The organism is Stutzerimonas urumqiensis (assembly GCF_003640395.1).
Lineage (GTDB): Bacteria > Pseudomonadota > Gammaproteobacteria > Pseudomonadales > Pseudomonadaceae > Stutzerimonas > Stutzerimonas urumqiensis.
Window position 1 is genome coordinate 326,987 of sequence record NZ_RBZQ01000001.1, and the last position, 24,951, is coordinate 351,937.

General features: G+C 62.7%; 25 protein-coding genes and 4 tRNA genes. 23 read left to right on the forward strand and 6 right to left on the reverse strand.

The genetic code is table 11. The features are described from left to right. Window positions 1-18 precede the first annotated feature (18 nt). From ybgC to nadA, 11 genes are all read left to right on the forward strand, one after another. Window positions 19-462 (forward strand): tol-pal system-associated acyl-CoA thioesterase, encoded by a 444-nt coding sequence (ybgC, locus tag D7325_RS01715; protein ID WP_120993453.1) that lies wholly within the window; start codon window positions 19-21, stop codon window positions 460-462. A 2-nt stretch (window positions 463-464) separates the two neighbouring features. Beyond that, complete coding sequence (gene tolQ, locus D7325_RS01720) at window positions 465-1,157, forward strand: protein TolQ (RefSeq protein ID WP_120993455.1); 693 nt, start codon at window positions 465-467, stop codon at window positions 1,155-1,157. 11 nt (window positions 1,158-1,168) lie between these two features. Further along, window positions 1,169-1,621: a protein TolR gene (gene tolR, locus D7325_RS01725; RefSeq protein WP_120993457.1), complete on the forward strand. Its 453-nt coding sequence runs from the start codon at window positions 1,169-1,171 to the stop codon at window positions 1,619-1,621. Next, on the forward strand, window positions 1,618-2,619 hold the full coding sequence (tolA, locus tag D7325_RS01730) for a cell envelope integrity protein TolA (protein ID WP_425452237.1): 1,002 nt from the start codon (window positions 1,618-1,620) through the stop codon (window positions 2,617-2,619). Before tolR ends, tolA begins: the two co-directional genes overlap by 4 nt. Then, the gene (tolB, locus tag D7325_RS01735; RefSeq protein WP_120993459.1) at window positions 2,616-3,914 is read left to right on the forward strand and encodes a Tol-Pal system beta propeller repeat protein TolB; all 1,299 of its coding nucleotides are present in this window, start codon (window positions 2,616-2,618) and stop codon (window positions 3,912-3,914) included. Before tolA ends, tolB begins: the two co-directional genes overlap by 4 nt. A 54-nt stretch (window positions 3,915-3,968) precedes the next feature. Next, a complete protein-coding gene (gene pal / locus D7325_RS01740) occupies window positions 3,969-4,475 on the forward strand; it encodes a peptidoglycan-associated lipoprotein Pal (protein WP_120993461.1) in 507 nt (168 codons plus the stop codon). A 3-nt stretch (window positions 4,476-4,478) separates the two neighbouring features. Then, window positions 4,479-5,291 carry a tol-pal system protein YbgF gene (gene ybgF, locus D7325_RS01745; protein ID WP_120993463.1) on the forward strand — a complete coding sequence of 271 codons (813 nt, stop codon included), beginning with the start codon at window positions 4,479-4,481 and terminating at the stop codon, window positions 5,289-5,291. Window positions 5,292-5,403: 112 nt separating this feature from the next. Beyond that, on the forward strand, window positions 5,404-6,051 hold the full coding sequence (gene queE / locus D7325_RS01750; RefSeq protein WP_120993465.1) for a 7-carboxy-7-deazaguanine synthase QueE: 648 nt from the start codon (window positions 5,404-5,406) through the stop codon (window positions 6,049-6,051). A 20-nt stretch (window positions 6,052-6,071) separates the two neighbouring features. Then, the gene (gene queC, locus D7325_RS01755; protein ID WP_120993467.1) at window positions 6,072-6,746 is read left to right on the forward strand and encodes a 7-cyano-7-deazaguanine synthase QueC; all 675 of its coding nucleotides are present in this window, start codon (window positions 6,072-6,074) and stop codon (window positions 6,744-6,746) included. 58 nt (window positions 6,747-6,804) lie between these two features. After that, window positions 6,805-6,880, forward strand: a tRNA-Lys gene (locus D7325_RS01760). Window positions 6,881-7,068: 188 nt separating this feature from the next. Further along, window positions 7,069-8,127 (forward strand): quinolinate synthase NadA, encoded by a 1,059-nt coding sequence (gene nadA / locus D7325_RS01765; RefSeq protein WP_120993469.1) that lies wholly within the window; start codon window positions 7,069-7,071, stop codon window positions 8,125-8,127. Between the two features lie 12 nt (window positions 8,128-8,139). On the opposite strand, the gene D7325_RS01770 is transcribed toward nadA, so the two are convergent. Continuing rightward, window positions 8,140-9,576, reverse strand: a complete 1,437-nt coding sequence (locus D7325_RS01770; protein WP_120993471.1) for a M48 family metalloprotease — start codon at window positions 9,574-9,576, stop codon at window positions 8,140-8,142. Window positions 9,577-9,681: 105 nt separating this feature from the next. Here D7325_RS01770 and D7325_RS01775 point away from each other — a divergent pair, with 105 nt between their 5' ends. Further along, on the forward strand, window positions 9,682-9,930 hold the full coding sequence (locus D7325_RS01775; protein WP_120993473.1) for a sulfurtransferase TusA family protein: 249 nt from the start codon (window positions 9,682-9,684) through the stop codon (window positions 9,928-9,930). 9 nt (window positions 9,931-9,939) lie between these two features. Here the strand turns inward: D7325_RS01775 and D7325_RS01780 are convergent, their stop codons facing one another. After that, window positions 9,940-10,416: a peroxiredoxin gene (locus tag D7325_RS01780; protein WP_120993475.1), complete on the reverse strand. Its 477-nt coding sequence runs from the start codon at window positions 10,414-10,416 to the stop codon at window positions 9,940-9,942. A gap of 7 nt (window positions 10,417-10,423) precedes the next feature. Continuing rightward, window positions 10,424-10,981, reverse strand: coding sequence for a glycine cleavage system transcriptional repressor (locus D7325_RS01785; RefSeq protein WP_120993477.1), 558 nt, complete (start codon window positions 10,979-10,981; stop codon window positions 10,424-10,426). Between the two features lie 181 nt (window positions 10,982-11,162). Between D7325_RS01785 and dapA the strand changes: the two genes are divergently transcribed. The 5 genes from dapA (at window position 11,163) to D7325_RS01810 (ending at window position 15,176) form a co-directional block, all read left to right on the forward strand. Further along, window positions 11,163-12,041, forward strand: a complete 879-nt coding sequence (dapA, locus tag D7325_RS01790) for a 4-hydroxy-tetrahydrodipicolinate synthase (RefSeq protein ID WP_120993479.1) — start codon at window positions 11,163-11,165, stop codon at window positions 12,039-12,041. After that, entirely contained in the window at window positions 12,041-13,144 is a 1,104-nt protein-coding gene (gene bamC, locus D7325_RS01795; protein ID WP_120994109.1) for an outer membrane protein assembly factor BamC, read from the forward strand. The genes dapA and bamC overlap by 1 nt, the downstream gene beginning before the upstream one ends. A 58-nt stretch (window positions 13,145-13,202) precedes the next feature. Then, window positions 13,203-14,072 (forward strand): phosphoribosylaminoimidazolesuccinocarboxamide synthase, encoded by an 870-nt coding sequence (locus tag D7325_RS01800; RefSeq protein ID WP_120993481.1) that lies wholly within the window; start codon window positions 13,203-13,205, stop codon window positions 14,070-14,072. An 80-nt stretch (window positions 14,073-14,152) separates the two neighbouring features. Continuing rightward, window positions 14,153-14,242, forward strand: a tRNA-Ser gene (locus D7325_RS01805). 529 nt (window positions 14,243-14,771) lie between these two features. Next, the gene (locus D7325_RS01810; RefSeq protein ID WP_120993483.1) at window positions 14,772-15,176 is read left to right on the forward strand and encodes a tetratricopeptide repeat protein; all 405 of its coding nucleotides are present in this window, start codon (window positions 14,772-14,774) and stop codon (window positions 15,174-15,176) included. Between the two features lie 5 nt (window positions 15,177-15,181). Here D7325_RS01810 and D7325_RS01815 read toward each other — a convergent pair whose 3' ends face one another. Beyond that, a complete protein-coding gene (locus tag D7325_RS01815) occupies window positions 15,182-18,664 on the reverse strand; it encodes a hybrid sensor histidine kinase/response regulator (RefSeq protein ID WP_120993485.1) in 3,483 nt (1,160 codons plus the stop codon). A gap of 281 nt (window positions 18,665-18,945) precedes the next feature. On the opposite strand from D7325_RS01815, the gene D7325_RS01820 reads away from it, so the two are divergent. The 4 genes from D7325_RS01820 (at window position 18,946) to D7325_RS01835 (ending at window position 22,519) form a co-directional block, all read left to right on the forward strand. Continuing rightward, a complete protein-coding gene (locus D7325_RS01820; protein WP_120993487.1) occupies window positions 18,946-19,515 on the forward strand; it encodes a GNAT family N-acetyltransferase in 570 nt (189 codons plus the stop codon). Window positions 19,516-19,577: 62 nt separating this feature from the next. Beyond that, window positions 19,578-20,288, forward strand: coding sequence for an AzlC family ABC transporter permease (locus tag D7325_RS01825; RefSeq protein WP_120993489.1), 711 nt, complete (start codon window positions 19,578-19,580; stop codon window positions 20,286-20,288). Then, window positions 20,288-20,614, forward strand: a complete 327-nt coding sequence (locus tag D7325_RS01830; RefSeq protein WP_120993490.1) for an AzlD domain-containing protein — start codon at window positions 20,288-20,290, stop codon at window positions 20,612-20,614. The genes D7325_RS01825 and D7325_RS01830 overlap by 1 nt, the downstream gene beginning before the upstream one ends. A 33-nt stretch (window positions 20,615-20,647) precedes the next feature. Further along, a complete protein-coding gene (locus D7325_RS01835) occupies window positions 20,648-22,519 on the forward strand; it encodes an MFS transporter (protein WP_120993492.1) in 1,872 nt (623 codons plus the stop codon). Here D7325_RS01835 and D7325_RS01840 read toward each other — a convergent pair. After that, a complete protein-coding gene (locus D7325_RS01840; protein WP_120993493.1) occupies window positions 22,494-23,450 on the reverse strand; it encodes a bile acid:sodium symporter family protein in 957 nt (318 codons plus the stop codon). The two genes, D7325_RS01835 and D7325_RS01840, sit on opposite strands and share 26 nt — an antisense overlap. Window positions 23,451-23,501: 51 nt before the next feature. Next, window positions 23,502-24,422, reverse strand: coding sequence for a recombination-associated protein RdgC (gene rdgC / locus D7325_RS01845; protein ID WP_120993495.1), 921 nt, complete (start codon window positions 24,420-24,422; stop codon window positions 23,502-23,504). A gap of 191 nt (window positions 24,423-24,613) precedes the next feature. On the opposite strand from rdgC, the gene D7325_RS01850 reads away from it, so the two are divergent. Next, a tRNA-Val gene (locus tag D7325_RS01850) sits at window positions 24,614-24,689 on the forward strand. 14 nt (window positions 24,690-24,703) lie between these two features. Then, window positions 24,704-24,780, forward strand: a tRNA-Asp gene (locus tag D7325_RS01855). Window positions 24,781-24,951 lie beyond the last annotated feature (171 nt).

Sequence of the window (24,951 nt, forward strand, 5' to 3'; positions counted from 1 at the left end):
CCGGCCGAGCACTAGAGTATGCGCGCGCAAACCCAAGCTGAGCCGTTCGAGCATCATTGTCGTGTCTATTACGAGGACACCGATGCCGGCGGCATCGTCTACTACGTCAATTACCTCAAGTTCATGGAACGGGCTCGCACCGAATATTTGCGGCACCTGGGTTTTGCCCAATCGCAATTGGCCGGTGAGGACCTGCTATTCGTCGTGCATTCGAGCGAGGCGCGGTACCTGGCGCCGGCGCGGCTGGATGACGAACTCGCGGTAACGGCACAGGTCACCGAGCTGAACCGTGCCAGCCTGCGCTTCAGCCAGCAGGTACGCCGTATGCGTGACGACGCCGTGCTTTGCGAGGGCCGTTTCACCGTTGCGTGCGTACGTACAGACAGTCTCAAACCCCGAGCCATCCCGGTGTCGCTGCGAGCGGCTTTCGCAGTCTCGGGTCTACCCCCTGCAGGAGAGTAAGCGTGGAAGCCAACGTCGATCACATGTCCATGTGGAGCCTGGTCAGCAACGCCAGCTTCGTCGTTCAACTGGTGATGTTGTTGCTGGTAGCCGCGTCGGTCGCTTCGTGGATTCTCATTTTTCAGCGCGGCAACATGCTGCGGGCTGCCAAGCGTGCGCTCGATGCGTTCGAGGAGCGCTTCTGGTCGGGTATCGATCTGTCGAAGCTCTATCGCCAAGCCGGCAGCAATCCCGATCCTGACTCGGGCGTGGAGCAAATCTTTCGGGCCGGCTTCAAGGAATTCTCGCGGCTTCGGCAGCAACCAGGCGTAGACCCTGACGCCGTCATGGATGGCGTCAATCGCGCCATGAGGGTCGCCATTTCTCGCGAAGAGGAAAAGCTCGAAACCCATTTGCCGTTCTTGGCCACGGTCGGCTCGACCAGCCCGTATATCGGTCTTTTCGGGACGGTCTGGGGCATCATGAATTCGTTCAGGGGCTTGGCTCAGGTGCAGCAGGCCACCTTGGCAACCGTTGCGCCAGGCATTGCCGAGGCCTTGATCGCGACCGCCATCGGGCTTTTCGCCGCCATTCCGGCGGTCATTGCGTATAACCGCTTTTCGGCCCGCGGTGAGTTGCTCATCGGCCGCTATTACACCTTCGCCGACGAATTCCAGGCGATCCTCCACCGTAAAGTCCACACTTCCGACGATTGAGGCGTTGGCCCATGGCCAGAATCCGCAACAGACGCAAACCGGTCGCCGAAATGAACGTCGTGCCCTACATCGACGTGATGCTGGTATTGCTGGTGATCTTCATGGTGACGGCTCCCATGCTCAATCAGGGGGTCAAGGTCGACCTGCCCCAGGTCAGCAGCGACGTCCTTCCGCAGGACAACGATGCCCAGATACTGACGATTTCCATCAAGGCCGATAAGACCTACTACTGGAATGTCGGAACCGAAGTCGATACCGAGACGCAGCAGGAAACGGCCGTTTCGCTCGAGGAACTGGTGCAGGCGGCGAGGGCGATCGTTTCGCAGAACCGGTCGCAGGGTAAGCAGATCCAGGTGTTCGTGCGAGGGGACAAGACGGTGGACTACGGCGCCGTCATGGCGGTCATGGGCGGTCTGCAGCAGGCCGACGTCGGCAATGTCGGGTTGATTACCGAGGCGCCATGATGCAGCACGAAGAGCGTCCGGCCTCACAGCGATTGTTCTGGCCGACCGTGTTGGCGGTGGGCCTGCATGTGCTCATCTTCGGCATGCTGTTCGTCAGTTTCGCCATGACACCGGAGCTGCCCCCGGCTCGGCCAGTGGTTCAGGCGACCCTTTACCAGCTCAAGTCGCAAAGCCAGGCGACGACCCAGACCAACCAGAAGATCGCAGGCGAGCAGAAGAAGACATCTGCCCCGACGCACGAAACGGAACAGCTGGAGCAAAAGAAGGCAGAAGAGCGACGTGTTGCCGAAGCGCGCGAGGCCGAGCGCAAGGCGGCGGAACAAAAGAAGGTTGCTGAGGCTCGAAAGGCGGAGCAGGCGGCCGCTGCCAAGAAGGCCGAACAGGCGAAGAAGGCTGAAGAACAGAAGAAGGCGGCCATAGCCAAGAAGCAGGCCGAGGAAGCAGCGAAGAAGAAGGCTGCAGAGGACGCCAAGAAGAAGGCCGCTGAGGAAGCGAAAAAGAAGAAAGCCGCGGAAGAGGCGAAGAAGGCCGCCGCTGCCGAGGCCGCCAAGAAGAAAGCCGCCGAAGAGGCGAAAAAGAAGAAGGCGGCCGAAGAGGCCCGCCGCAAGGCGTTGGAGGAGAAAAAAGCCCAGGCACTTGCCGAGTTGCTCTCCGAGGACACCGGGTATCAGCAGGCGATGGCCGACGAAGTTGGCGATCAGGTGGCGGGCAATCTAGACGACCTCATCGTGCGCTTGGTCAGCGAGCAATGGCGTCGCCCCCCCTCCGCGCGCAATGGCATGACCGTCGAGGTGCTCATCGAGATGCTGCCCGACGGCACTATTACCAACGCGACGGTCACCCGCTCCAACGGCGACAAGCCCTTCGATAATTCGGCGGTCGCTGCGGTTCGTAGCGTGGGGCGTATCGCCGAGATGCAGCAGTTGGACCGGGCTACGTTCGACCGCCTCTACCGGCAACGGCGCGTCATCTTCAAACCAGAGGATTTGAGCTTGTGAACATTGTGATTCGTTTCGTACTGCTGGTTCTGGCGCTGGGCGCAAGCACGGTCCAGGCGGCGGACCCGTTGATCATTTCGGGCGGTAATGACCGGGCGGTACCGATCGCCGTGGTGCCTTTCGGCTGGCAAGGCGGAACCGTGTTACCCGAGAACATGGCCGAAATCATCGGCAACGATCTGCGTAACTCGGGTTTCTTCGAGCCGATACCAAGGCAGAACATGATCAGCCTGCCGACGCGAGCGAGCGAGATCATTTACCGCGACTGGAAAGCACTGGGCGCGCAGTATCTGATGGTGGGCAGCATTCAGCCCAGCGGTGGTCGCCTGCAAGCTCAGTTCGCCGTCTTCAACGTCGCGACCGAGCAGCAAGTGATGAGCGGGACGGTGGGCGGCACGCCCGACCAGCTGCGGGACATGGCGCATTACGCGGCCGATCAGGCGTTCGAGGCGCTCACCGGCATTCGCGGTGCGTTCTCGACTCGACTGCTCTATGTCACGGCCGAGCGTCTGGGCGCCAACAACACGCGCTATACCTTGCAGCGTTCGGATTACGACGGTGCGCGTGCGGTCACCCTGCTGCAATCGCGCGAGCCCATCCTGTCGCCCTCCTATTCACCTGATGGTGAGCGCATCGCCTATGTTTCGTTCGAGCAGCGCCGGCCGCGTATTTTCGTTCAATACGTGAACACGGGGCGCCGGGAACAGGTCACCAACTTCGAAGGGTTGAACGGCGCTCCAGCCTGGTCGCCGGATGGCAACCGTCTGGCTTTCGTCCTTTCGAAGGACGGCAATCCGGAAATCTACGTGATGGATTTGGCGTCTCGTCAGATGAAGCGTGTAACCAATCACTTTGGTATCGACACCGAACCTTACTGGGGTAAAGACGGCCAGACGATCTATTTCACGTCGGACCGCGCCGGCAAACCACAGATCTATAAGTTGAATATCGCCAGTGGCGCCGTTGAGCGAGTAACTTTTATCGGCAACTACAACGCCAACCCCAAACTTTCTGCCGATGAAAAGACGCTTGTGATGGTTCATCGGCAAGAGGGCTATACCGTCTTCCGCGTCGCTGCGCAGGATTTGGAGCGCGGCAGTCTGAGAATACTTTCCGAGACCAGTCTGGATGAGTCGCCCACTGTTGCGCCCAATGGCACCATGATAATCTACGCCACCCGCCAGCAGGGCCGGGGAGTCTTGATGCTCGTGTCCACCAATGGCCGAGTGAGGCTCCCACTTCCTACCGCTCAAGGCGAAGTCCGAGAGCCATCCTGGTCCCCTTACCTGAACTGATGCGGCGTTACCCAACCAAACCAAAACACACCTGGGGTTATTAGGAGTTACATGATGGAAATGCTGAAATTCGGTAAGTTCACCGCGCTGGCACTGGCCATGGCTGTTGCTGTTGGTTGTTCGTCCAAGGGTGGCGACAACGCCGGTGAAGGCTCGGGCGCTGCTGTCGATCCGAATGCTGGCTACGGTGCGAACACGGGTGCGCTGGATGGCAGCGCAAGCGAAGAAGCCGCTCTGCGTGCTATCACTACTTTCTACTTCGAGTACGACAGCTCCGATCTGAAGCCCGAAGCCATGCGCGCCCTCGACGTCCATGCCAAGGACCTGAAGGCCAATGGCGCTCGCGTCGTTCTGGAAGGCCACGCCGACGAGCGCGGTACCCGCGAATACAACATGGCGCTCGGTGAGCGTCGTGCCAAGGCTGTCCAGCGCTACCTCGTCCTGCAGGGCGTTTCCCCGGCCCAGCTGGAACTGGTCTCCTACGGCGAAGAACGTCCGGTTGCCATGGGTAACGACGATCAGGCGTGGGCCCAGAACCGTCGCGTCGAGCTGCGTAAGTAAGTCATGACTCAGTTCCGCCGTGCCTGTGTTGCGCTGACGCTCTGCCTGCCGGCCCTCGCGCTGGCTCAGGCGCCGGTCATCGAGAGTAACTCCGTAGGTGGCTACGCGACTCCGGTCGCGCCTCCTCCTGCGACTCAAGGCAACGGCGGCGCATACGCAGGGGGTGGGGCGGCTGCCCCATCCTCTGCGGAGGCGATGTTGTTCACGCAACTGCAGCAGATGCAGGATGAAATTACCGAGCTGAGGGGAATGGTCGAGGTTCAGAAGAACCAGATCGAGACGCTTCAGCAGCAAAGCCTGGAGCGCTATCAGGACCTGGATCGGCGCTTGTCATCAGGCGCATCCTTCGATTCCTCCAGGGCACAGGCGCCCGAATCCGGCGCTATAGATGCCAGCCAGAGCCCTACGCCTGCCCGCCAGAATGGCCCAGCAGCGGAGGCTGATCCGGCCAAGGAAAAGCTTTATTACGATGCCGCCTTCGATCTGATCAAGGCAAAGGATTTCGATAAGGCCAGCCAGGCGTTCGCCGCCTTTCTGCGCCGCTATCCCGACAGCCAGTACGCCGGTAATGCCCAGTATTGGCTCGGTGAGGTGAACCTCGCCAAGGGTGATCTTCAGGCCGCGGGCCAGGCTTTCGCTCGCGTGAGCCAAGCCTACCCGGATCACAACAAGGTCCCCGATTCGTTGTACAAACTGGCGGACGTCGAGCAGCGTCTCGGCAACCAGGAAAAATCCCAGACGATACTGCGCGAAGTCGTGTCCCGCTATCCGAATAGTTCCGCGGCGCAACTGGCTCAGCGGCAGTTGAATCGGTAGGGTTCCCCCGCTTTCATAGACCCGCCTTTTGGCGGGTTTTTTCGTTAGAATGCGCGCCCCTTCAAGCAACGGAGGCGGACGGCCTGTCTCGCTGTCACGCCCGTGGCCTTTTATGCAAAACAACCTGCGTATTACCGAAATATTTTTTTCGTTGCAGGGTGAGTCGCGTTCCAGCGGCTTGCCTACCGTTTTCATTCGCCTGACCGGCTGTCCGCTGCGTTGCCAGTATTGCGACACTGCCTACGCTTTCAATGGCGGTGAGCTGTGGTCGATCGACGCCATTATTGCGGACGTCGCGCGCCTCGGTGGCCGGCACGTGTGCGTAACCGGCGGTGAGCCGCTCGCTCAGCCAAACTGCATGCAGCTGCTGTCTCGACTCTGTGACGAAGGCTACGAGGTGTCCCTCGAAACCAGTGGTGCGCTTGATGTATCGCCTGTCGACCAGCGTGTCAGTCGGGTTGTCGACCTCAAGACGCCCGATTCCGGCGAGGTCGCTCGAAACCTTTACGCGAATATCGGCTGCCTGACGCGGCACGATCAAATCAAGTTCGTCCTCTGTTCCAGGATTGATTATGACTGGGCAGTAAGCAAACTCATCGAGTACCGACTTGACGCGCGCGTCGGTGACGTCCTGTTTTCGCCCAGCTATGGCCAGCTTGCTCCCGAGGAGCTGGCCGACTGGATCATCCAGGATCGGTTGCCGGTGCGCTTCCAGCTGCAGCTTCACAAGATTCTCTGGAACGATGCCCGCGGTCGTTGATAGGTGGATGAGGAGACGTCATGAGCACTAAAAAAGCGGTCATTCTGCTCTCGGGCGGCCTGGATTCGGCCACTGTCATTGCGATGGCCAGAGCCGAGGGTTACGCCTGTTACACCATGAGCTTCGATTATGGGCAACGGCATCGTTCGGAGCTGGCGGCAGCCGCTCGTGTCGCCCAGCAGTTGGATGTCGTCGAGCACAAGGTAATTGGGCTCGACTTGAACGGAATCGGTGGTTCTGCGCTGACCGACACGGCGATCGATGTGCCGGAGGTAGGCGGGGAGGGCATCCCAGTCACCTATGTTCCCGCGCGAAATACGGTATTCCTGTCGCTCGCACTCGGATGGGCGGAAGTGCTCGGGGCGCGTGACATTTTCATTGGAGTCAACGCGGTCGACTATTCCGGTTACCCCGATTGCCGACCGGCTTTCATCGAGGCGTTCGAGCGGATGGCTAACCTCGCCACGAAGGCTGGCGTCGAGGGAGATGGCTTCCGCATCCAGGCACCCCTGCAGCACATGAGCAAGGCAGACATCGTCCTGACCGGCACGCGTCTTGGCGTCGACTACGGACTGACAGTCTCGTGTTACCAGGCTGACGAGGATGGTCGCGCCTGTGCTCGCTGTGACAGCTGCAGGCTGCGTGCGGCAGGATTCGTGGCGGCTGGCTTGGCCGACCCGACTCGTTACGCTTGAATTTTTTGGCTGAGGCGGTTGATTTAGCCAATAAAATCAGTATTATGCGCAACGCGTTGGGTCGTTAGCTCAGTCGGTAGAGCAGTTGGCTTTTAACCAATTGGTCGTAGGTTCGAATCCTACACGACCCACCATGAATGCATTGACGAGACCGGACGATCGCAAGATCGCCCGGTTTTGTTTTATTGGGCGCGGAAAGTGCGCAGGGCTCGTGTCGCATGCCTGGCATACCAAGGGGCGGGGATGCTGCGGTATAGTCGGCGTCCCTTGGTAAACATCGAGGCACCGGACGATCCAGCCGGTAAGCAAGCAGGTCCTTCCGATGACGCAGATTCCCGAACGTATCCTTGTCCAGGCTCATCTTGCTGCCCGCCAGCCGGTCGAGCTGAGCGCAGAGCAGGAGGCCGGCCTGCGTCAGGCGATTGCCGAAGAACTCGAGCGGCAAAACGCGGTGCTCGTTGCACATTTTTATACCGACCCGGTGATCCAGGCCTTGGCCGAAGAGACGGGTGGCTGCGTTTCCGATTCGCTGGAAATGGCGCGCTTCGGTAACGAGCACAAGGCCGGTACCGTTGTGGTGGCCGGCGTTCGCTTCATGGGCGAGACGGCCAAGATTCTCAACCCCGAGAAGCGGATTCTGATGCCCACGCTCGAGGCGACCTGCTCCTTGGATCTGGGTTGTCCGGTCGGCCCATTCTCGGCATTTTGCGATCAGCATCCCGAGCGCACGGTAGTGGTCTACGCCAATACGTCGGCAGCGGTAAAAGCCCGTGCTGACTGGGTGGTCACCTCCAGCTGCGCGCTGGAAATCGTCGAAAATCTGATGGACAACGGCGAGACCATTCTCTGGGGGCCGGACCAGCACCTTGGCCGCTATATCCAGGCCAAGACCGGCGCAGACATGCTGCTCTGGGATGGGGCTTGTATCGTCCACGAGGAGTTCAAGGCCAAGCAGCTCGAGGACATGAAAGCGCTCTATCCGGACGCTGCCGTGCTGGTGCATCCGGAATCGCCGTCTTCGGTCATCGAGCTGGCCGATGCGGTAGGCTCGACCAGTCAGCTGATCAAAGCTGCCCAAACCTTGCCTAACAACACGTTCATCGTCGCGACCGATCGCGGCATCTTCTACAAAATGCAGCAGCTGTGCCCCGACAAGGTGTTCGTGGAGGCGCCGACGGCGGGCAACGGCGCCGCCTGCCGCAGCTGCGCGCATTGCCCCTGGATGGCGATGAACACGCTGGAGCGAACCCTTGCCTGCCTGCGTGAGGGGAGCAACGAGATCCTGGTCGATCCGGCACTCATTCCGCGAGCGGTCAAGCCGCTCAAGCGGATGCTGGACTTTACCCAGGCCGCTCGTTTGAGAGCGGCCGGGAACGCCTGAGGCGACCGTTGCTCAACCGAGCATCTGCTCGATCATTCGTCTCTCTTCCATGAGTTCCCGCTGCCGGGCATCGATGCGCGCGGCAGTCTGGAAGTTATCGGAACGGCGCTTGGCGAAATCCAGCTGCTGTATGGCTTGGTCGTAGTCGCCGATGAGGGCGAAATACTCGGCTCGTGCTTCATGTAAGCCAACGATGTTTCCTGTAAGCCCCCTGACTTCGGCAACCTGATACCAGACGTCGGGATCTTTCGGGCGATCGGCGACCAGTTGTTCCAACGCCCGTTCGGCCTCGGCCGTCTTGTCTTCCTTGAGCAGCAGCTCGATGTTCAGCTGCCGTACGGGGTAGCTGGTTGGCAGGAGGCTGAGCAGGCGATCGACGCGTTTGCGCGCCGCGGCAAGTCGCCCCTCCATGACCTCCAGCTCGGCCATCGCAAGGTTGTAGACCAGATCATCCGGGGCCTGCGCCAGCAGCCTTTCCAGCTCGGTCCGGGCTTCCTCGAGCTGGCCGTTTTTCATCTGCGCCAATGCCAGCCCGTAACGGGCAGCGAGTGCGTCGGGGTTTTCGTCGAGTTCGGCGCGGAAGCGCTTCGCCGCCATGCCGGGGCTGAGCTCGAAATGCAATTGAACCCGCGCGCGCATCTGCTGATAGCGGAGGCTGTCCGTGGTACCGCCGCCGTCATACTGCTCGGCCCGGTTACGCGTATCGGCGATACGGGACTCGGTGACCGGGTGCGTCATCAGGAACTCGGGCGGCTTCTGATCGTAGCGATACTGGCGTGCGAGCCGCTCGAACATGCTGGGCATCGCCCGCGGGTCATAGCCGGCCCGTTCCAGGTTGAGTAGGCCGATGCGATCGGCTTCCTGTTCGTTCTGGCGAGAAAAACTGCGCTGAGCCTGGATGGCGGCGGCCTGGGTCGAGGCGATCGCGGCGATTCCCGCGTCTCCGGCACCGGCGGCGGCAGCCACGACGCCGGCGAGCAGGGCGGCCATCAGTGGAAGCTGCATGCGTTGCTGTGCCTCGAGCCCACGCGCGAAATGGCGTTGCGACAGGTGCGCCAATTCATGGGCCAGCACCGAGGCGTATTCCGCTTCGGTTTGCGCGTTGAGGAAAAGCCCTCCGTTGACGCCAATGATCCCGCCGGGGGCGGCGAATGCGTTGAGTTGCGGACTGTCCAGAAGCACGAACTCAAGGCGCCGATCCTCCAGCTGGCTGCTCTCCGCGAGGCGATAGACGCTGCTTTCCAGATAGCTTTTGAGCAGGGGGTCCGAAAGCTGCTCGACCTGGCTTCGCAGCAGGCTCAGCCAGGCGCGGCCGAGACGGTATTCCTGTTCCGGTGAGACGATGCTGGAGCTCGCGTCACCCAATGCGGGCAAGTCGCTCGCCGCCAGCACCGGAGTGCCAAGGGCGCAGGCGAGGGTCAGCAGAGTCGGGCGCAGCAGCGTTTTCATCCAGGCGTGTCCGGAAAGCAGTTGGCCCGCTACTGTAGCCTTGCGGTCAGTTGGCTGGCCAGTGCTTGAGCTTGCCCGGTATCCTGATGGTTTTTGGGGGGCACCATGCCTGAGTCGAACATTGCCCACGATGCCGAAGTGGATGCCAGGGGGCTGAACTGCCCGATGCCGTTGCTCAAGGCCAAGCTCGAGCTGAACCGGCTGGCGCCAGGTGCGGTCCTGAAGATTCTTGCGACCGATCCCGGCTCCCAACGGGATTTTCGAAGCTTTGCTCGCCTTGCCGGCCATGAGCTGCTGGATGAGCGACTGGAAGAAGGGGTGTTTCGCTACTGGCTGCGCAAGGCGAGCCAGTAGGCGGAGCGATCAGGTCGGGGTGTTGAGCGTCTGTGCCGCTTCGAGAACGGCTTCGACGTGGCCGGGCACTTTCACCGAGCGCCATGCCTGCCGAAGTATGCCGTTGGCGTCGATGAGAAAGGTGCTGCGGTCGATGCCCAGATACTCCTTGCCGTACAGCTTCTTGAGCTTGATGACATCGAACAAGGCACACAGCGTTTCGTCCGGATCGGAGATCAGATCAAAAGGAAGTGCCTGTTTGCTGCGGAAGTTTTCATGGGACCGAAGGCTGTCGCGCGAAACGCCGAAAACCTCGGTGTTCGCCGCCAGGAAGGCCGCGTACCGATCGCGGAAGCCCTGGCTCTCCGTCGTGCAGCCCGGTGTGTTGTCCTTCGGGTAGAAGAACAGCACGAACTGGCGTCCACGCAGTTCGCCGGGCATGACGGTTCGGGAGCGGGTTGCGTCCGCCGTGAAATCGGGGATGGGGTGGTCGATGGTGACGGTCATGCCTGCCTCAGTTCGTTTGCGGCCGCCAGGGCTCGATGAGTGCATCCAGGTTCAGCGCATCGGCAAAGTCCAAGAACTGGTCGCGCAACCAGCTGATCTGGGTGCCCGGTGGTAGCGTGACCGTCAGCGAGGCATTCAGCATGGTGCCGCCGGTTTGCGGAGCCAGGTAGGTATCGCAGGTAATGCTCTCGAGTTCGACCCGATGATCGCTGAAGAACTGACACAGTTCGCTGAGGATGTCCGGTCGATAGGCCGCGCTGACGTAGGCGACGTAAGGCAGGGCCTGCGGGCGTACTTCGAGCGCGGCGCTACGAACCACATCGGTCGTGAATCCATGCTTCTTCGCCAGGCCTGGCAATGCCGACTCCATGCGGGCGAGGGCATCCCAGCTTCCTGAAACCTGAAGCACCAGGGCGCTGAATTCCCCGTGACGGGTCAGGCGCGAGCTGACCAGTGCGCAGCGATTCTCATGACTGGTGCGCGAGAGCACGTTGGTCATTTCCATGGGGTTCGGCCCCAAGGCACTGATGACGAGGAATTGTTCGCGAACGGGTGCGGTGGACATGCAGCCTTCCTGATAACGGACCGCCCGGAAGCCGGAGCGGAAAACGGCTAAGGGTAGCCAAATCTGCTGCCTGATGGAATCGACCCCTGTCTGCGGGGCGCCGGGAAACGGGTACGACTATCGCAAAACCCAGGCGAGCCTTGTAGCATTACGCCCTCTGTTTTCCGGCGAGGGTGGATGCATGATTGCGGGCAGTATGGTGGCGCTTGTCACGCCCATGGATACGCAAGGCGGTCTCGATTGGGACAGCCTGAGCAAGCTCGTCGACTTCCACCTGCAGGAAGGCACCAACGCGATCGTCGCAGTCGGCACCACCGGTGAATCGGCGACGCTGACGGTCGAAGAGCATATAGAAGTCATCCGTCGTGTGGTTCGCCAGGTTGATGGCCGCATTCCGGTCATCGCAGGCACCGGCGCTAATTCCACCACCGAGGCCGTCGAGCTGACGACCCACGCCAAGCAGGCCGGTGCGGATGCCTGTCTGCTGGTCACGCCCTATTACAACAAGCCGACGCAGGAGGGGCTGTACCAGCACTTCCGTTTCATCGCCGAGGCGGTCGATATTCCGCAGATCCTCTACAACGTCCCGGGGCGAACGGCCTGCGACATGCTGCCGGAGACCGTGGAGCGTCTGGCAGCCGTACGCAACATCATCGGGATCAAGGAAGCGACCGGTGATCTGCAGCGCGCTCGCGAGGTGTTGGACCGGGTGCCTGACGACTTCCTCGTCTATTCCGGCGATGACGCGACCGCGGTGGAGCTGATGCTCATGGGCGGCAAGGGCAACATCTCGGTAACGGCCAACGTGGCGCCGCGCGGCATGAGCGAGCTGTGCGCGGCTGCGATGGCTGGCGAGGCGGAGAAGGCCCGAGCGATTCATCAGACCTTGATGCCGCTTCATCAAACCCTGTTCATCGAGGCCAACCCGATCCCGGTGAAGTGGGCGCTGCACGAAATGGGCCTGATGCCCGGCGGCATTCGTCTACCCCTGACCTGGCTGAGCCCGCGCTGCCATGAACCGCTGCGTCAGGCCATGCGTCAGTCTGGAGTTCTGCAATGATGGATCGCCGCTTGTGTCTTCTCCCGGTCTTCGTGGCCGCTGCCAGTCTTGGCGGTTGTGGCTGGCTTTGGGGCGAGGAGGGCTACTTTCGTGACCGCGGCAATGATTACCTGACTGCGCGTCAGACCGCACCGATCGAGACGCCGCCCAATACCAACACCCGTTCGCTCGACCCCTTGCTTCCGATTCCCGAGCAGATCCCGGCGCCCAGTCACCAGGATGATTACGAGGTGCCGCGCCCGCCGAAGCTTCAGGTCGCCCTCCAGGCAAGCGACTTCAGCTTGCAACGCGAAGGCGATCGACGCTGGTTGGTGGCGCTGCGTCCGCCCGCGCAGGCTTGGTCCAGCGTTCGCGAATACCTGGTGCAGTCCGGGTTCGTCATCGATGAGGAGCGTCCGCAAACCGGCGAGCTGGTCACTGAATGGCAATCGGGCGAAGCGCTGCCAGCGGCGCTGGCTCGCCGGTTGACCGAACCATCCAGCGATACGCGCGTACGAGTGCGGGTCGAGCCCGGCGTACAGCGTGGGACCAGTGAGATCTTCGTGTTGAGCGCTTCCCGCGCAGCCGACAGCCAGGCCGAGGCCGCATGGGCTGATGAGTCGGTCAACGAGGCGTTCGATGCCGCCTTGCTCGATGACTTGCTGGCCTCGCTGGCCAGTGGTGGTGCAACGCAGGGTGCGTCGGTATCCCTCCTGGCCGAGCGCGAATACGATGCGCCGGCCCGTGTCGTCCTCGAGGAGGATGGCAATGGCAACCCGGTGTTGCAGTTGTCGACCGACTTCGAGCGGGCCTGGTCCGCTGTGGGGCGTGCGCTCGAGGCTGCCGATGTCCGTGTTGACGATCTCAACCGGAGCCAGGGCATTTACTACGTCAACTTGGCTGAGGGCGCCGAGCGTCCGGACGAGAAGCCGGGGTTCTTCGGGCGCTTGTTCGGCAGCGAGCCGGACGAGGAAGAAATCGAAGCGCGTGCCGAGCGCTATCAGCTGCGCCTGACGACTGTAGGGGGTGCCGTCCATGTTTCGCTGGACAAGAGCATCGACACTGTTGCGCCCGAAGAAACGGCACGTCGCGTGCTATCGCTGATCCAGGCCAACCTGGGCTGATCCGGCGCAATCGACCAGGCGCACGCGGGTGCGCCTGTTTCTTCCGAGACGAATCCACATGATCGCTAACATCGATATCGGCCTGAAAAAAATCTATTCCGGCAAAGTCCGTGATCTTTACGAGATCGACGACCGGCGGATGCTCATGGTCGCGAGTGATCGCCTCTCTGCGTTCGATGTCATTCTGGACGATCCGATTCCAGGCAAAGGCAAGATTCTGACGGCCATCTCGAATTTCTGGTTCGACAAGCTGAGCTCGCTCGTGCCCAACCACCTCACCGGCGACCGGGTCGAGGACGTGGTTCCGTCGCATGCCCTGGAGCAGGTGAACGGTCGGGCAGTGGTAGCGAAGCGGCTGAAGCCCATCGCTGTCGAAGCCATCGTGCGGGGCTACATCGCAGGCTCGGGCTGGAAGGAATACCAGCGTGCCGGAACGGTGTGTGCGATCCCTCTGCCGGCAGGCTTGAAGGAAGCGTCCAAACTGCCGGAGCCCATCTTCACGCCTTCGACGAAGGCGGCGGTCGGCGACCACGACGAGAACATTTCCTTTGCTCGATGCGAGGCGTTGATCGGAGCCGATCTGGCCGGCAAGGTGCGTGATACGGCGCTTGCCCTGTACCGCGCAGCGGCCGAATACGCAGCGACGCGCGGCATCATCATCGCCGACACCAAGTTCGAGTTCGGGCTGGATGAGTCGGGCACGCTGGTCCTGATGGACGAAGCGCTTACACCCGATTCGAGCCGCTTCTGGCCGGCCGATGGGTACGAGGAAGGCATGAGCCCGCCAAGTTTCGACAAGCAGTTCATTCGTGACTGGCTGGAATCCACCGGCTGGAACAAGCAGCCCCCGGCGCCCCGGGTGCCGGCCGACGTCGCTCGAAAGACCGCGGAAAAGTATGAGGAAGCGCTGATCCGCCTGACTCGCTGATCGCAAAGACCCCATCTTGCTGATTTGGCAGAGAAATGGGGTCGACAAAGAGGCGAATCGTGCTTATGATTCGCGCCGCTGGAGAGATGCCGGAGTGGCCGAACGGGACGGATTCGAAATCCGTTGTACCTTCGCGGGTACCTAGGGTTCGAATCCCTATCTCTCCGCCATACCTAACGAAGCCCTCGGAACGATGAGTTCCGGGGGCTTCGTCTTTGTGGCCGGCTCGTTCCGTGGCGCGATGGCGCATTGCCAGCGAACAGGCACCGAGCGGCACCCCACAAGGCTCCCTTCGGTCCGTGTGCTTCGCTCCCGGTGGGCTATCGTGCGAACCTTGCGCGCAAGGCGTTCCACAACAGTTGGCCGTGAAGCGGCCGAAGACTTGTACACATTTCTGCCCTGACCCTGTCAAGCGCTTATGACAACATGTCGCGCTCTTTTCGTTTGGTTATTAATCAACCTAACCAATTGATTTTAAAAGATTTATTTTTCTGGCGAAAAAACCGCCAGTTTGAGTCCGGGCGCCGTGGGTTCAGGCCTTCACGACGTTTTCGCCAGCTTTTCAACAGAGTTATCCACAGGATTTGTGGATAGCTTGCGGGTGAAGGGTGGATCGCAAATTAGGCGTTTCGACAAGTCTTTATCTCCAGAAAAATCGGAGTACAGTGCGCAGCCTTCAAGGCTTTTCACCCGAGTCGCATGAGAAACCGTTTTTCCCCATCCTCGTCCTCGGCGCTGCCGGTTCGCGTCGCAGGCTGGCTGCTGGACAATCAGCGGTTGGCGCGTACGGATAGCGTCAAGCGCATCGCCGGTAGCCTCTTGAAACAGCCTGCGCGCGAAGGAGACATCGAGGCGCAGAGCCGCCTTGGGCACCTGCTGTGTTCGGCATGCGAAAGCGCTCGCGACCGGCGGATCGGTCTGGAGCTGTTGCGTCAGGCGGCACGGGCCGGGGATCCGCAGGCGCAGCTGGAACTCGGCCGACTCTACATCCAGCCTCGACATGCCGAGCCGACGCAGGCGCGCCACTGGCTGGAGCAGGCCGCCGCCCAGGGCTTGCCCGAGGCGAGACGTCTGCTCAAGCGTCACCCGATCAGCCGCGGCTGATCCATTCAGCGCAGCGTAACGTGCCTGCTGATGATGGCGCGTAATGCAGCCGGCTTGACCGGCTTGGCCAGGAAATCCAGCCCTGCGGCGTGAATCTCCGCCACCAGATCGGCCCTGCCATCGGCGCTGATGACCACGCCCGGCAAGGGGCTTCCTAGCCGCGTTCTCAGCCAGGCCATCAGTTGCGCACCGGTATCGCCCTCATCCAGGTGGTAATCCACCAAGGCCAACTGTGGCTGTACGTCTTCGGCCAGCAGGTGTTCGCATTCGAGACGATTGCGTGCAGTCCATACCTGGCATCCCCACCGTGAAAGCAGGCTATGCATGCCGGTCAGGATGCTGTCCTCGTTATCGATGCAGAGCACCTGGATCCCGCCCAGTGGCTTCGCGTGGGGTTCGTGCGGCGTGGCGATCGCCACCTTTGGCGTGCTGACGGGGCGGGCGAGCGGAACGGTGACGGCGAATACGCTGCCTTTGCCGACCCACGAGCGGACCGTGATGCGATGACCCAGCACGCGGCACAGGCCGTCGGCGATCGCCAGTCCCAATCCCAGGCCTTTTTCGGCGCGGGTCTGATGGCTGTCGAGGCGCTTGAACTCCTCGAAAATTTCGTTGCGCTTGTCCTCCGGAATGCCCGGTCCCCGATCCCATACCTCGAGTCGCAGGGCGTTGCCCTCGCGACGCGCGCCCAGTACGACACGCCCTTTGGCGTAGCGGAAAGCATTGGTCAGGAAGTTCTGCAGGATTCGTCGAAGCAGCTTGATGTCGCTCTCGATTCGCAAGCGGCTGCCCCGCACGCGGAAATCGACCCCCTGTTCCTGCGCCAGAACCGCAAATTCGGCGCCAAGCGTATCGAACAGCGCAGCCAGCGCGAATGCGTTGCGCTCGGGTGTGATGCGGCCGCTTTCCAGGCGTGAGATATCGAGCAGGTCGGCGATCAGGTCTTCGGCGGAGCGCAGTGAGCTGTCGAGGTGGCGGACCAGCGTGCGGGTGTCGTCGTTGAGGCTGTTTTCCTGGTGCGAGAGGGCGGCGGAGAAAAGCCTCGCCGCATTCAGTGGCTGCATGAGGTCATGGCTGACCGCAGCGAGGAAGCGCGTCTTCGACTGGTTGGCCAGCTCGGCGGTGCTCTTGGCTTCGATGAGCGCCTGGTTCAGCGCCGAGAGTTCGCGCGTGCGCTCGTTGACCCGCTGCTCGAGCCCTTCGTTGGCCTCTTTGAGCGCCTGCTCGGCGCTGCGGAAGGCGGTGATGTCGGTGAAGCTCATGACGAAACCGCCGCCCGGCATCGGATTGCCGATGAGTTCGACGACCCGGCCGTTGGGAAACAGCCGCTCCGAGGTGTGCGGGGTGCCGAGTTCCATCCAGTAGAGCCGCTTGGCGACATGCTCCTCGATGTCGCCGGGGCCGAGAAGGCCGCGACTGGCGTTGTAGCGGATGATGTCGGCGATAGGGCGGCCCACGCTGATCAGCCCCTCCGGGTAATCGAACAGCTCGAGGTAGCGATGGTTCCAGGCCACCAGGCGTAGCGACTTGTCCGCCACGCTGATGCCCTGGGTGATGTTCTCGATCGCGCCCTGCAACAGTGCGCGATTGAATTCCAGCACCTCGGATGCCTCGCCGACGATGCGCACGACATCCTCGACCTCCATCTGGCGACCTTCGAGTGCGGCCTTGACCACGGCGCGGGTCGAGGAAGCGCCGAGCACCCCGGCGAGCAGGCGCTCGGTGTGCGCGATCCACTTGGTATCGGCCGGCTCCTTGGGCGTGAAGGACTGGCCCTGGCGCCTGGCGAAGCGTTTGAAGCTGTCGTGCGCACGTTCGGCGCCAACGAAGCGCGAGGCGAGGGCGAGCAGGTCCTGTACCTGCATGGCCAGCAGGCGACGGCTGCCGGCCTGCGGTGGGATCTCCTGGCCGATGAATCGGCTTGCCTGCCAATGCTCCGAGACCCGCGTGCGGGTGATGATCGAGCCCCAGAAGAACAGCAGGAAATTACCCGCCAGCGACAGCACGACGCCCAGCGTAAGCGGCGAAACGCCCAGCTGCGCTGCCTGCGCGCGTAGCCACGACAAGCCCGGGAAGAGCGCCAGTGGCCAGTCCAGACCCACCGCAACCAGCGGCAGGATCAGCGTGTAGAACCAGATCAGAGCGCCCGCCGTGAGCCCGGCGAAAACGCCGCGCCGATTCGCCGGCTTCCAGTAAAGCGCGCCGAACATGGCCGGTGCGAGCTGCGTCACGGCCGCGAAGGCGATCTGCCCGATCGTTGCGAGACTGGCGGTGGAGCCGAGCAGCCTGTAGCTGACGTACGCGAGCATCAGCATCACGAGGATGCTGAGCCGCCGAACCGACAGCATCCAGTGGCGAAACTCCTCGAACGGCCGCTCGGTTTTTTGCCGACGCAGAAGCCAGGGCAGCAGGATGTCGTTGGAGACCATCGTCGATAGCGCGACGCTGGCGACGATCACCATGCCGGTGGCCGCGGAGGCGCCGCCGATGAAAGCGAGCAGGGCGAGCCCCGGATGCGCTTCGGCCAGCGGCAGGCTGATGACGAAGGAATCCGGAACGATACCGGCCGGCAACCGGATCTGGCCGGCCAGCGCGATCGGCACCACGAACAGCGCCGCGAGCACCAGGTAGAGGGAAAACACCCAGCGGGCCAGGCGAAAGTCCCGCGGGTCGGTGTTTTCCACGACGGCGACGTGGAACTGCCGCGGCAGGCAGATGAAAGCCATCATCGCCACCATCGTCTGCACCAGCATCGACGGCCAGTTGACCGTCTCCTCCCAATAGCGCGCCAGGCGGGGCGCCTCGTGTGCCTGCGCCAGCAGCTCGCCGGGGCCGTCGTACAGGCCGTAGGTGACGAAGGCGCCCACCGCGAGGAAGGCGAGCAGCTTGACGATGGACTCGAAGGCAATGGCCAGCACCATGCCGCGGTGGTGCTCGGTCACATCCAGGTTGCGCGTACCGAACAGCACGGTGAACAGCGCCAGGGCGATCGACACGATGAGCGCGGTGTCCAGCGCGCGCGTGCCGACGCTTTCGGCGCTGCCACCGCTGAGCAGGTTGACGCCGAGCACGATGCCCTTGAGTTGCAAAGCGATGTAGGGCAGCACCCCGACGAGGCAGATCAGCGTCACGACGATCGCCAGCAGTTGCGACTTGCCGTAACGCGCGGCGATGAAGTCGGCGATCGAGGTGATATTTTCCTGTTTGCTGATCAGCAGCATCTTCTGGATGATCTGCGGGCCGAACAGCAGCAGCAGAACCGGACCCAGGTAGATCGGCAGAAACGCCCAGAGCTGCTCGGCGGCCTGGCCGACCGAGCCGAAGAACGTCCAGCTCGTGCAATACACGGCCAGCGACAGGCTGTAGACCCAGGCGCGCACGCGCGGCGACATCGGCCCCTTGCGCCGGTCACCGTAGAACGCGATGGCGAACAGAACGGCCATGTAGGCAAGGGCCACCAGGGCGATGAGCCCGCTGGACAGGGACATGCATACTCCGAGAATGTCGAGGTTCGGCGCGGGCAAGCCCTGTCGCCGCAAGCTGTGAAGAGGGCCGCCATCGTCCGTCAGCCGGATCGGTAGCCGCGTGCCGGCTATTTAGCATGTTTGATTGGCGTGCGGCGTGCTGGCTGCGACGATCGTCGCATGGGGTTTCTGGTCGCAGGCGCGGACAGAATATGCCGGACCCAAGGCACTTCGGCGCAGCCCGAGGATCACACAGGCTGTCGGCTGCCAGGCAGGCACCGATAGCCCCGAGGAGGACACACGACATGTTCACGCCCACGCCCGTGATGTTGCAGCGAGGCGGGTTACGGCTCGACCCGATGATCGACGCCGACATACCGGAGCTGGTCGACCTGGCCATGCAGAATCGAGCGGAGCTGGCGTACCTGAACGGACCGCTGCGGCCTGACTGGTATCGCCAGGCATTGGCCGAGCAGCGTGAGGCGCGGGCGGTGGTCTTCACCGTGCGATTGCTGGATCGCGTGGTCGGCACGACCCGCTATGGCGATTTTCTGCCGACGTTGCCGGCGGCCGAGATCGGCTGGACCTGGCTCGACAAGGCGCAGCACGGGACCGGGCTCAACGATTCGATGAAGTACCTGATGCTGCGTCAGGCCTTCGAGGAATGGCAATTCGTGCGCATCCAGCTCAAGACCGCCTTGGGCAACCTGCGCTCGCAGCGTGCGATCGAGAAACTGGGCGCCCAGCGGGAAGGTGTCCTGCGCAATCATCGGCGGCTGGCCGACGGCCGGCTCGACGATACCGTGCTGTATAGCCTGACTGACCGCGAATGGCCGGCGGCCAAGGCACTTCTGGAGGGACGCTTCTGTCAGTGAGGGCTGCTCGACTCCCCGTGGCGCCTGCGGTCGAGTAAGCTGCTGCGCTCAAAGGAGATCCCATGTCCCGCTCGCACGAATTCCTAAACGGAGCCCGCGATATCCTGCCGCTGGTGGTCGGGGCGGTTCCATTCGGCATCATCTTCGGCACGCTCGCATCCGGCGCCGGCCTGTCGCCCTGGCAAACGATGGGCATGTCGGCGCTGGTCTTCGCCGGCTCCGCGCAGTTCATCGCCATCACCTTGCTCGCCGGCGGCGTCGGCGCGCTGGTCGTGTTGCTGACTACCTTCGTGGTGAACCTGCGCCACGCGCTGTACAGCGCATCGATGCAGCCGTTCGTGCGCCACCTGCCGGCGCACTGGCGCATGCCCTTGGCGTTCTGGTTGACGGACGAGGCCTATGCGGTGATCCAGCACCGGTACGCCCGCGAGGATGACTCGCGCTACAAGCACTGGTTCTTCCTGGGTGCCGGGCTGGCCATGTACCTCAACTGGCAGGCGTCGACGGCGGTCGGTATCGCCTTCGGGCGCGCGGTGCCGGATCTCGCGAGCTGGGGCCTGGATTTCGCCATGATCGCTACCTTCATCGGCATCGCCGTGCCGATGATGCGGACGCGACCGCAGGTTGCATCGGCGGCGGTCGCGGCCCTGGTGGCGCTGGCGACCTGGAGCTGGCCCTACAAGCTCGGTCTCATCGCCGCGGCGATCGGCGGCATCGTGGTCGGTGTGTGGCTGGAGCGCCGGGCGAGCGCTGAAAAAGGAGCCCTCGCCTGATGGATACGTGGCTGCTGATCCTCGGAATGCTGGTGATCACCTTCCTGACGCGCTACAGCTTCTTCGCCTGGCCCCGTCTGCGTTTCCCGCACCTGGTGGAGCAGGGCCTCCATTACGTTCCCGTGGCCGTGCTCACCGCCATCGTCGTGCCGGGCATGCTCATGCCGACCGGCGAATGGGCGCTGCGCTGGGACAACGCCTACCTGCTGGCCGGCGTGTTGGCGATCGTCATCGCCGCGCTCACCCGCCATTTGCTCGCCACCATTGCTGGCGGACTGGTGGCCTTTTTCCTCCTGCGCTGGGCCTTCGGCCAGCTACCGATCTAACGGCCTCATCGACCTGTTCCAAGGATGGACGACATGACTCCACGCTCGCAATTCGCGCTCCTGCGCACCCGGCGCTTCCTGCCCTTCTTCCTGACCCAGCTGCTGGGCGCATTCAACGACAACCTGTTCAAGCAGGCGCTGGTTCTGGCGATCCTCTACAAGCTCGGCACCCAGGCGGACAAGAGCCTGCTGGTGAACTTCTGCGCGCTGTTGTTCATCCTGCCGTTCTTTCTCTTTTCCGCGTTGGGAGGGCAGATTGGCGAGAAATTCGCCAAGGACCGACTCATTCGGCTGATCAAGGCGGCGGAAATCGTCATCATGCTGGCCGGCGCGATCGGGCTATGGCTCGGCAACCTGCCGCTGCTTTTGATCGTGCTGTTCGCGATGGGAACGCAATCGGCTTTGTTCGGGCCGGTGAAATATTCCCTGTTGCCACAGCACCTCGCCGAGTCGGAACTGGTGGGCGGCAATGCGCTGGTCGAGACCGGCACCTTCCTTGCGATTCTCGGTGGAACCATCCTGGCCGGGCTGCTCATGGCGCGCAGCGACTACGCGATCAGCATCGGCCTCGCGGTGGTTGTCTTGGCGGTAACCGGCTACCTGGCGAGTCGCCGTATTCCGATAGCGGCTGCGGCGCTGCCGACACTGGCGCTGGACTGGAACATCCTGCGTCAGTCATGGCAAATCCTGCGGCTTGGCTTTTCGCAGCGCCTGTCGGTGTCCCGCTCGCTGGTCGGCAATTCCTGGTTCTGGTTCCTCGGCGCCACCTACCTCACTCAGATTCCCGAATTCGCCAAGCTCAACCTGAACGGCGATGAAAGTGTCGTGACGCTGATCCTCACCGTGTTCTCGGTCGGCATCGCGCTGGGGTCGGTGCTGTGCGAGCGGCTGTCAGGCGGCAAGGTCGAGATCGGCCTGGTGCCCTTCGGCTCCCTGGGCCTGACCCTGTTCGGCCTGCTGCTGTGGTGGCACGCCTCGTCCGTTCAGCCACCGGCCGAGACGCTCGACTGGCTCGGGCTGCTGCGCATGGGCGAGGCATGGCCCGTGTTGCTGGATGTGCTGGGGCTTGGGCTGTTCGGCGGCTTCTACATTGTGCCGCTGTATGCGCTCATCCAGTCGCGCACGCCGGAGCAGGAGCGCTCTCGCGTCATTGCCGCGAACAACATTCTCAATGCGCTGTTCATGGTCGGCTCGGCGGTGGTGGCGATTCTCGTGCTCTCGGTCGCCGATCTGGCCATCGAGCATCTGTTCCTGCTGGCGGCGCTGTTGAACGTGGCGGTCAACACCTATCTGTTCAGGATCGTTCCGGAATTCACCATGCGCTTCCTCATCTGGCTGCTCGGGCATTCGATGTACCGCGTGCGGCATGTTGGCCTCGAGGCGATTCCGGAGGAGGGGCCGGCGGTGCTGGTCTGCAACCACGTCTCTTACGTCGATGCGCTGCTGATCGGCGGCGCTGTCCGGCGGCCGGTCCGTTTCGTCATGTACTACAAGATCTACCGTCTGCCAGTGCTCAACTTCATCTTCCGCACGGCCGGTGCGGTGCCCATCGCCGGGCGTAACGAGGATGCCGAGGTGTTCGAGCGGGCATTCGAGCGCATTGGCGCCTACCTGGCGGCCGGAGAGCTGGTGTGCATCTTTCCGGAAGGCCGCCTGACCGGCGATGGCGAGCTCAACGAGTTCAAGGCCGGCATCGAGCGAATCGTGCGGGAACACCCGGTACCGATCGTGCCGATGGCGTTGCAGGGGCTATGGGGCAGCTTTTTCAGTCGCGATCCGCAGAAGGGGTTTCTGCGCCGCTTCTGGTCGCGGGTCACGCTGGTGGCGGCATCGCCGCTGCCGCCGGAAACAGGCCGGCAGCAGCTTCAAGCGATGGTGGCTACCCTGCGTGGGGACCGTCGCTAGGGCCCTTGTCGTCCATGCGTCGGAAGACAGTGGCGAGCAGTGGACCGGACAGGTTGTGCCAGACGCTGAACAGCGCGCTCGGGACGGCGGCCAGCGGCGAGAAATGCGCGCTGGCGAGGGCGGCGCCGAGACCGGAGTTCTGCATGCCGACTTCGATGGACAGCGTCTTGCGCTGCGCCAGCGGTAGACCGAACAGGCGGGCGGCAATGTAACCGAGTGCCAGCCCCAGACCGTTATGCAGGACCACCACTGCCATGATCAACAGCCCTGACTCGGCGATTCGCGCCTGACTGACCGCGACCACGGCGGCGACGATGATCACGATGCTGATCACCGATACCAGCGGCAGCACCTGGATTGCCGCCTGGGTACGGTTGCCCAGCAACCGCTGGGCGATCAGTCCGAGCGCGATCGGCAACAGGACGATCTGGACGATGGACCAGAACAGCGCACCGAACTGGACCGGTAGCCAGGCCGAGGCCAGCAGCCAGATCAAGGCGGGGGTGACCAGCGGTGCGAGCAGGGTGGTGACAGAGGTGATCGCCACCGACAGCGCGACGTCGCCACGAGCGAACCAGGTCATCACGTTGGACGCCGTGCCGCCCGGGCAGCAGCCGACGAGGATCACGCCAACGGCGATCTCGTCGGGGAGTCCGAGCAGCTTGCACAGCACCCAGGCTACGCCGGGCATGATGACGAACTGTGCGACCACGCCGAGCGCGACCCGTCCGGGTCGTCGCGCCACTTCGCGAAAATCCTCGGTCTTGAGCGTAAGGCCCATGCCGAACATGACCAGCCCGAGCAGCGGCACGATCCACTTGGCGGCGGGCGCGAAGAAGGCGGGGAAGTAAAACGCCAGGATGGCGAACAGCAGAACCCAGAGGGCGAAGGTATTGCCGACGAAGCGGCTGATGGCGGCGAGCATGCGCATGGTGGCGTCCTGGGCAGTAAGTGGCCGGCGGGTGCCGGCCACGAGGGGTCGTCAGATGCCCTGCGGGACTTCTTCCCCGCCGAGCGCTTCGAACAGCGCGGGGAGGAAGTCGGTGAAGGTCAGCATCATCAGCGTGAAGCTCGCATCCTGCTGACTGAGCGCATCATCTCCGCCATCCTGCTCGGCCTGGTCTTGCAGGAGATCTTCGAAGCGTAGGCGCTTGATCACCAGTTTGTCGTCCAGCATGAAGCTGAGTTTGTCCTGCCAGGCCAGCGACAGCTGGGTGACCTGCTTGCCTGCGCCCAGGTGATTCTGGATCTCGTCGCTGGACAAATCCTGGCGTTTGCAACGAACCACGCCGCCGTCTTCATGGGTATCGCGCAGCTCGCATTCGTCCAGCACGGTGAAGTCGGGGGCGGCCTGCTGCGTTTTCAGCCACTCGGTCAGGGTTGCGGTCGGCGCGACCTTGACGGTCAGCGGGCGCACCGGCAGCGAGCCGATGGCTTCGCGCAGCGTCGACAGCAGATCCTCGGCGCGCTTGTGGCTGGAGGAGTCGACCAGAATGAGCCCTTGCGAGGGCGCGATGGCAGCGAAGGTCGTGGATTTACGGATGAAGGCGCGGGGCAGGAACGCCTGCACGATGTCGTCCTTCAGCTGCTCGCGCTCCTTCTTGTAGACCTTGCGCATCTGCTCGGCCTCGATCTCGTCGATCTTCTCCTTCAGCGCGTCCTTGACCACGCTGCCAGGCAGGATGCGCTCCTCCTTGCGGGTGGCGAGCAGCAGGAAGTCCTGGCTGACATGGACCAGCGGCGCATCGGCGCCCTTGCCGAAGGGCGCAACGAAGCCATAGGTGCTCACCTCCTGACTGTTGCAGGGACGCGCCTGCTTGGCCGCGAGCGCCGCTTCCAGCGTTTCGGCATCGAAGGGAACATCTTGCGTGAGGCGATAGACGAGCAGGTTGCGAAACCACATGGCGTTCGGGCACTCCGGAAAGCAAAGCGCGCATTATTCCCCTCCGTAGAGGTCAGGCCAACCCTGGCCTGCGCAAATCAGGGGGCCGGTGCCCCATTTCTAAGTCGTTGGAAGACTTCGAAAATTTTTTGGGAGGAGGGCTTGCCAAGGTGCGGAAGCCTCTCTAGAATGCGCCCCACTTCGAGAGTGAAGGGTGATTAGCTCAGCTGGGAGAGCATCTGCCTTACAAGCAGAGGGTCGGCGGTTCGATCCCGTCATCACCCACCATCTCGTGGTTACGCGCAGCGGTAGTTCAGTCGGTTAGAATACCGGCCTGTCACGCCGGGGGTCGCGGGTTCGAGTCCCGTCCGCTGCGCCATATTCGCTTCCAGGCCCACTGAACACCTGGAAGCACCAAAAAAACGGCCTGATGGCCGTTTTTTTTCGCCTGCCGAAAGCCAGCGCTCGCTGAGGTTACGCTCCAGGCTTATCGATCAGCCCGGTAGCGGCCCATCGTCACGCAGCAACCCTTCATCGATCAGCACGTGCC

What these genes read in the sequence shown, in the direction of transcription:
- ybgC (WP_120993453.1), top strand. Translation starts at nt 19, where the DNA reads ATGCGCGCGCAAACCCAAGCTGAGCCGTTCGAGCATCATTGTCGTGTC.
- tolR (WP_120993457.1), top strand. Translation starts at nt 1,169, where the DNA reads ATGGCCAGAATCCGCAACAGACGCAAACCGGTCGCCGAAATGAACGTC.
- tolA (WP_425452237.1), top strand. Translation starts at nt 1,618, where the DNA reads ATGATGCAGCACGAAGAGCGTCCGGCCTCACAGCGATTGTTCTGGCCG.
- pal (WP_120993461.1), top strand. Translation starts at nt 3,969, where the DNA reads ATGGAAATGCTGAAATTCGGTAAGTTCACCGCGCTGGCACTGGCCATG.
- ybgF (WP_120993463.1), top strand. Translation starts at nt 4,479, where the DNA reads ATGACTCAGTTCCGCCGTGCCTGTGTTGCGCTGACGCTCTGCCTGCCG.
- queE (WP_120993465.1), top strand. Translation starts at nt 5,404, where the DNA reads ATGCAAAACAACCTGCGTATTACCGAAATATTTTTTTCGTTGCAGGGT.
- queC (WP_120993467.1), top strand. Translation starts at nt 6,072, where the DNA reads ATGAGCACTAAAAAAGCGGTCATTCTGCTCTCGGGCGGCCTGGATTCG.
- nadA (WP_120993469.1), top strand. Translation starts at nt 7,069, where the DNA reads ATGACGCAGATTCCCGAACGTATCCTTGTCCAGGCTCATCTTGCTGCC.
- D7325_RS01770 (WP_120993471.1), bottom strand. Translation starts at nt 9,576, where the DNA reads ATGAAAACGCTGCTGCGCCCGACTCTGCTGACCCTCGCCTGCGCCCTT.
- D7325_RS01775 (WP_120993473.1), top strand. Translation starts at nt 9,682, where the DNA reads ATGCCTGAGTCGAACATTGCCCACGATGCCGAAGTGGATGCCAGGGGG.
- D7325_RS01780 (WP_120993475.1), bottom strand. Translation starts at nt 10,416, where the DNA reads ATGACCGTCACCATCGACCACCCCATCCCCGATTTCACGGCGGACGCA.
- D7325_RS01785 (WP_120993477.1), bottom strand. Translation starts at nt 10,981, where the DNA reads ATGTCCACCGCACCCGTTCGCGAACAATTCCTCGTCATCAGTGCCTTG.
- dapA (WP_120993479.1), top strand. Translation starts at nt 11,163, where the DNA reads ATGATTGCGGGCAGTATGGTGGCGCTTGTCACGCCCATGGATACGCAA.
- bamC (WP_120994109.1), top strand. Translation starts at nt 12,041, where the DNA reads ATGGATCGCCGCTTGTGTCTTCTCCCGGTCTTCGTGGCCGCTGCCAGT.
- D7325_RS01800 (WP_120993481.1), top strand. Translation starts at nt 13,203, where the DNA reads ATGATCGCTAACATCGATATCGGCCTGAAAAAAATCTATTCCGGCAAA.
- D7325_RS01810 (WP_120993483.1), top strand. Translation starts at nt 14,772, where the DNA reads ATGAGAAACCGTTTTTCCCCATCCTCGTCCTCGGCGCTGCCGGTTCGC.
- D7325_RS01815 (WP_120993485.1), bottom strand. Translation starts at nt 18,664, where the DNA reads ATGTCCCTGTCCAGCGGGCTCATCGCCCTGGTGGCCCTTGCCTACATG.
- D7325_RS01820 (WP_120993487.1), top strand. Translation starts at nt 18,946, where the DNA reads ATGTTCACGCCCACGCCCGTGATGTTGCAGCGAGGCGGGTTACGGCTC.
- D7325_RS01825 (WP_120993489.1), top strand. Translation starts at nt 19,578, where the DNA reads ATGTCCCGCTCGCACGAATTCCTAAACGGAGCCCGCGATATCCTGCCG.
- D7325_RS01830 (WP_120993490.1), top strand. Translation starts at nt 20,288, where the DNA reads ATGGATACGTGGCTGCTGATCCTCGGAATGCTGGTGATCACCTTCCTG.
- D7325_RS01835 (WP_120993492.1), top strand. Translation starts at nt 20,648, where the DNA reads ATGACTCCACGCTCGCAATTCGCGCTCCTGCGCACCCGGCGCTTCCTG.
- D7325_RS01840 (WP_120993493.1), bottom strand. Translation starts at nt 23,450, where the DNA reads ATGCGCATGCTCGCCGCCATCAGCCGCTTCGTCGGCAATACCTTCGCC.
- rdgC (WP_120993495.1), bottom strand. Translation starts at nt 24,422, where the DNA reads ATGTGGTTTCGCAACCTGCTCGTCTATCGCCTCACGCAAGATGTTCCC.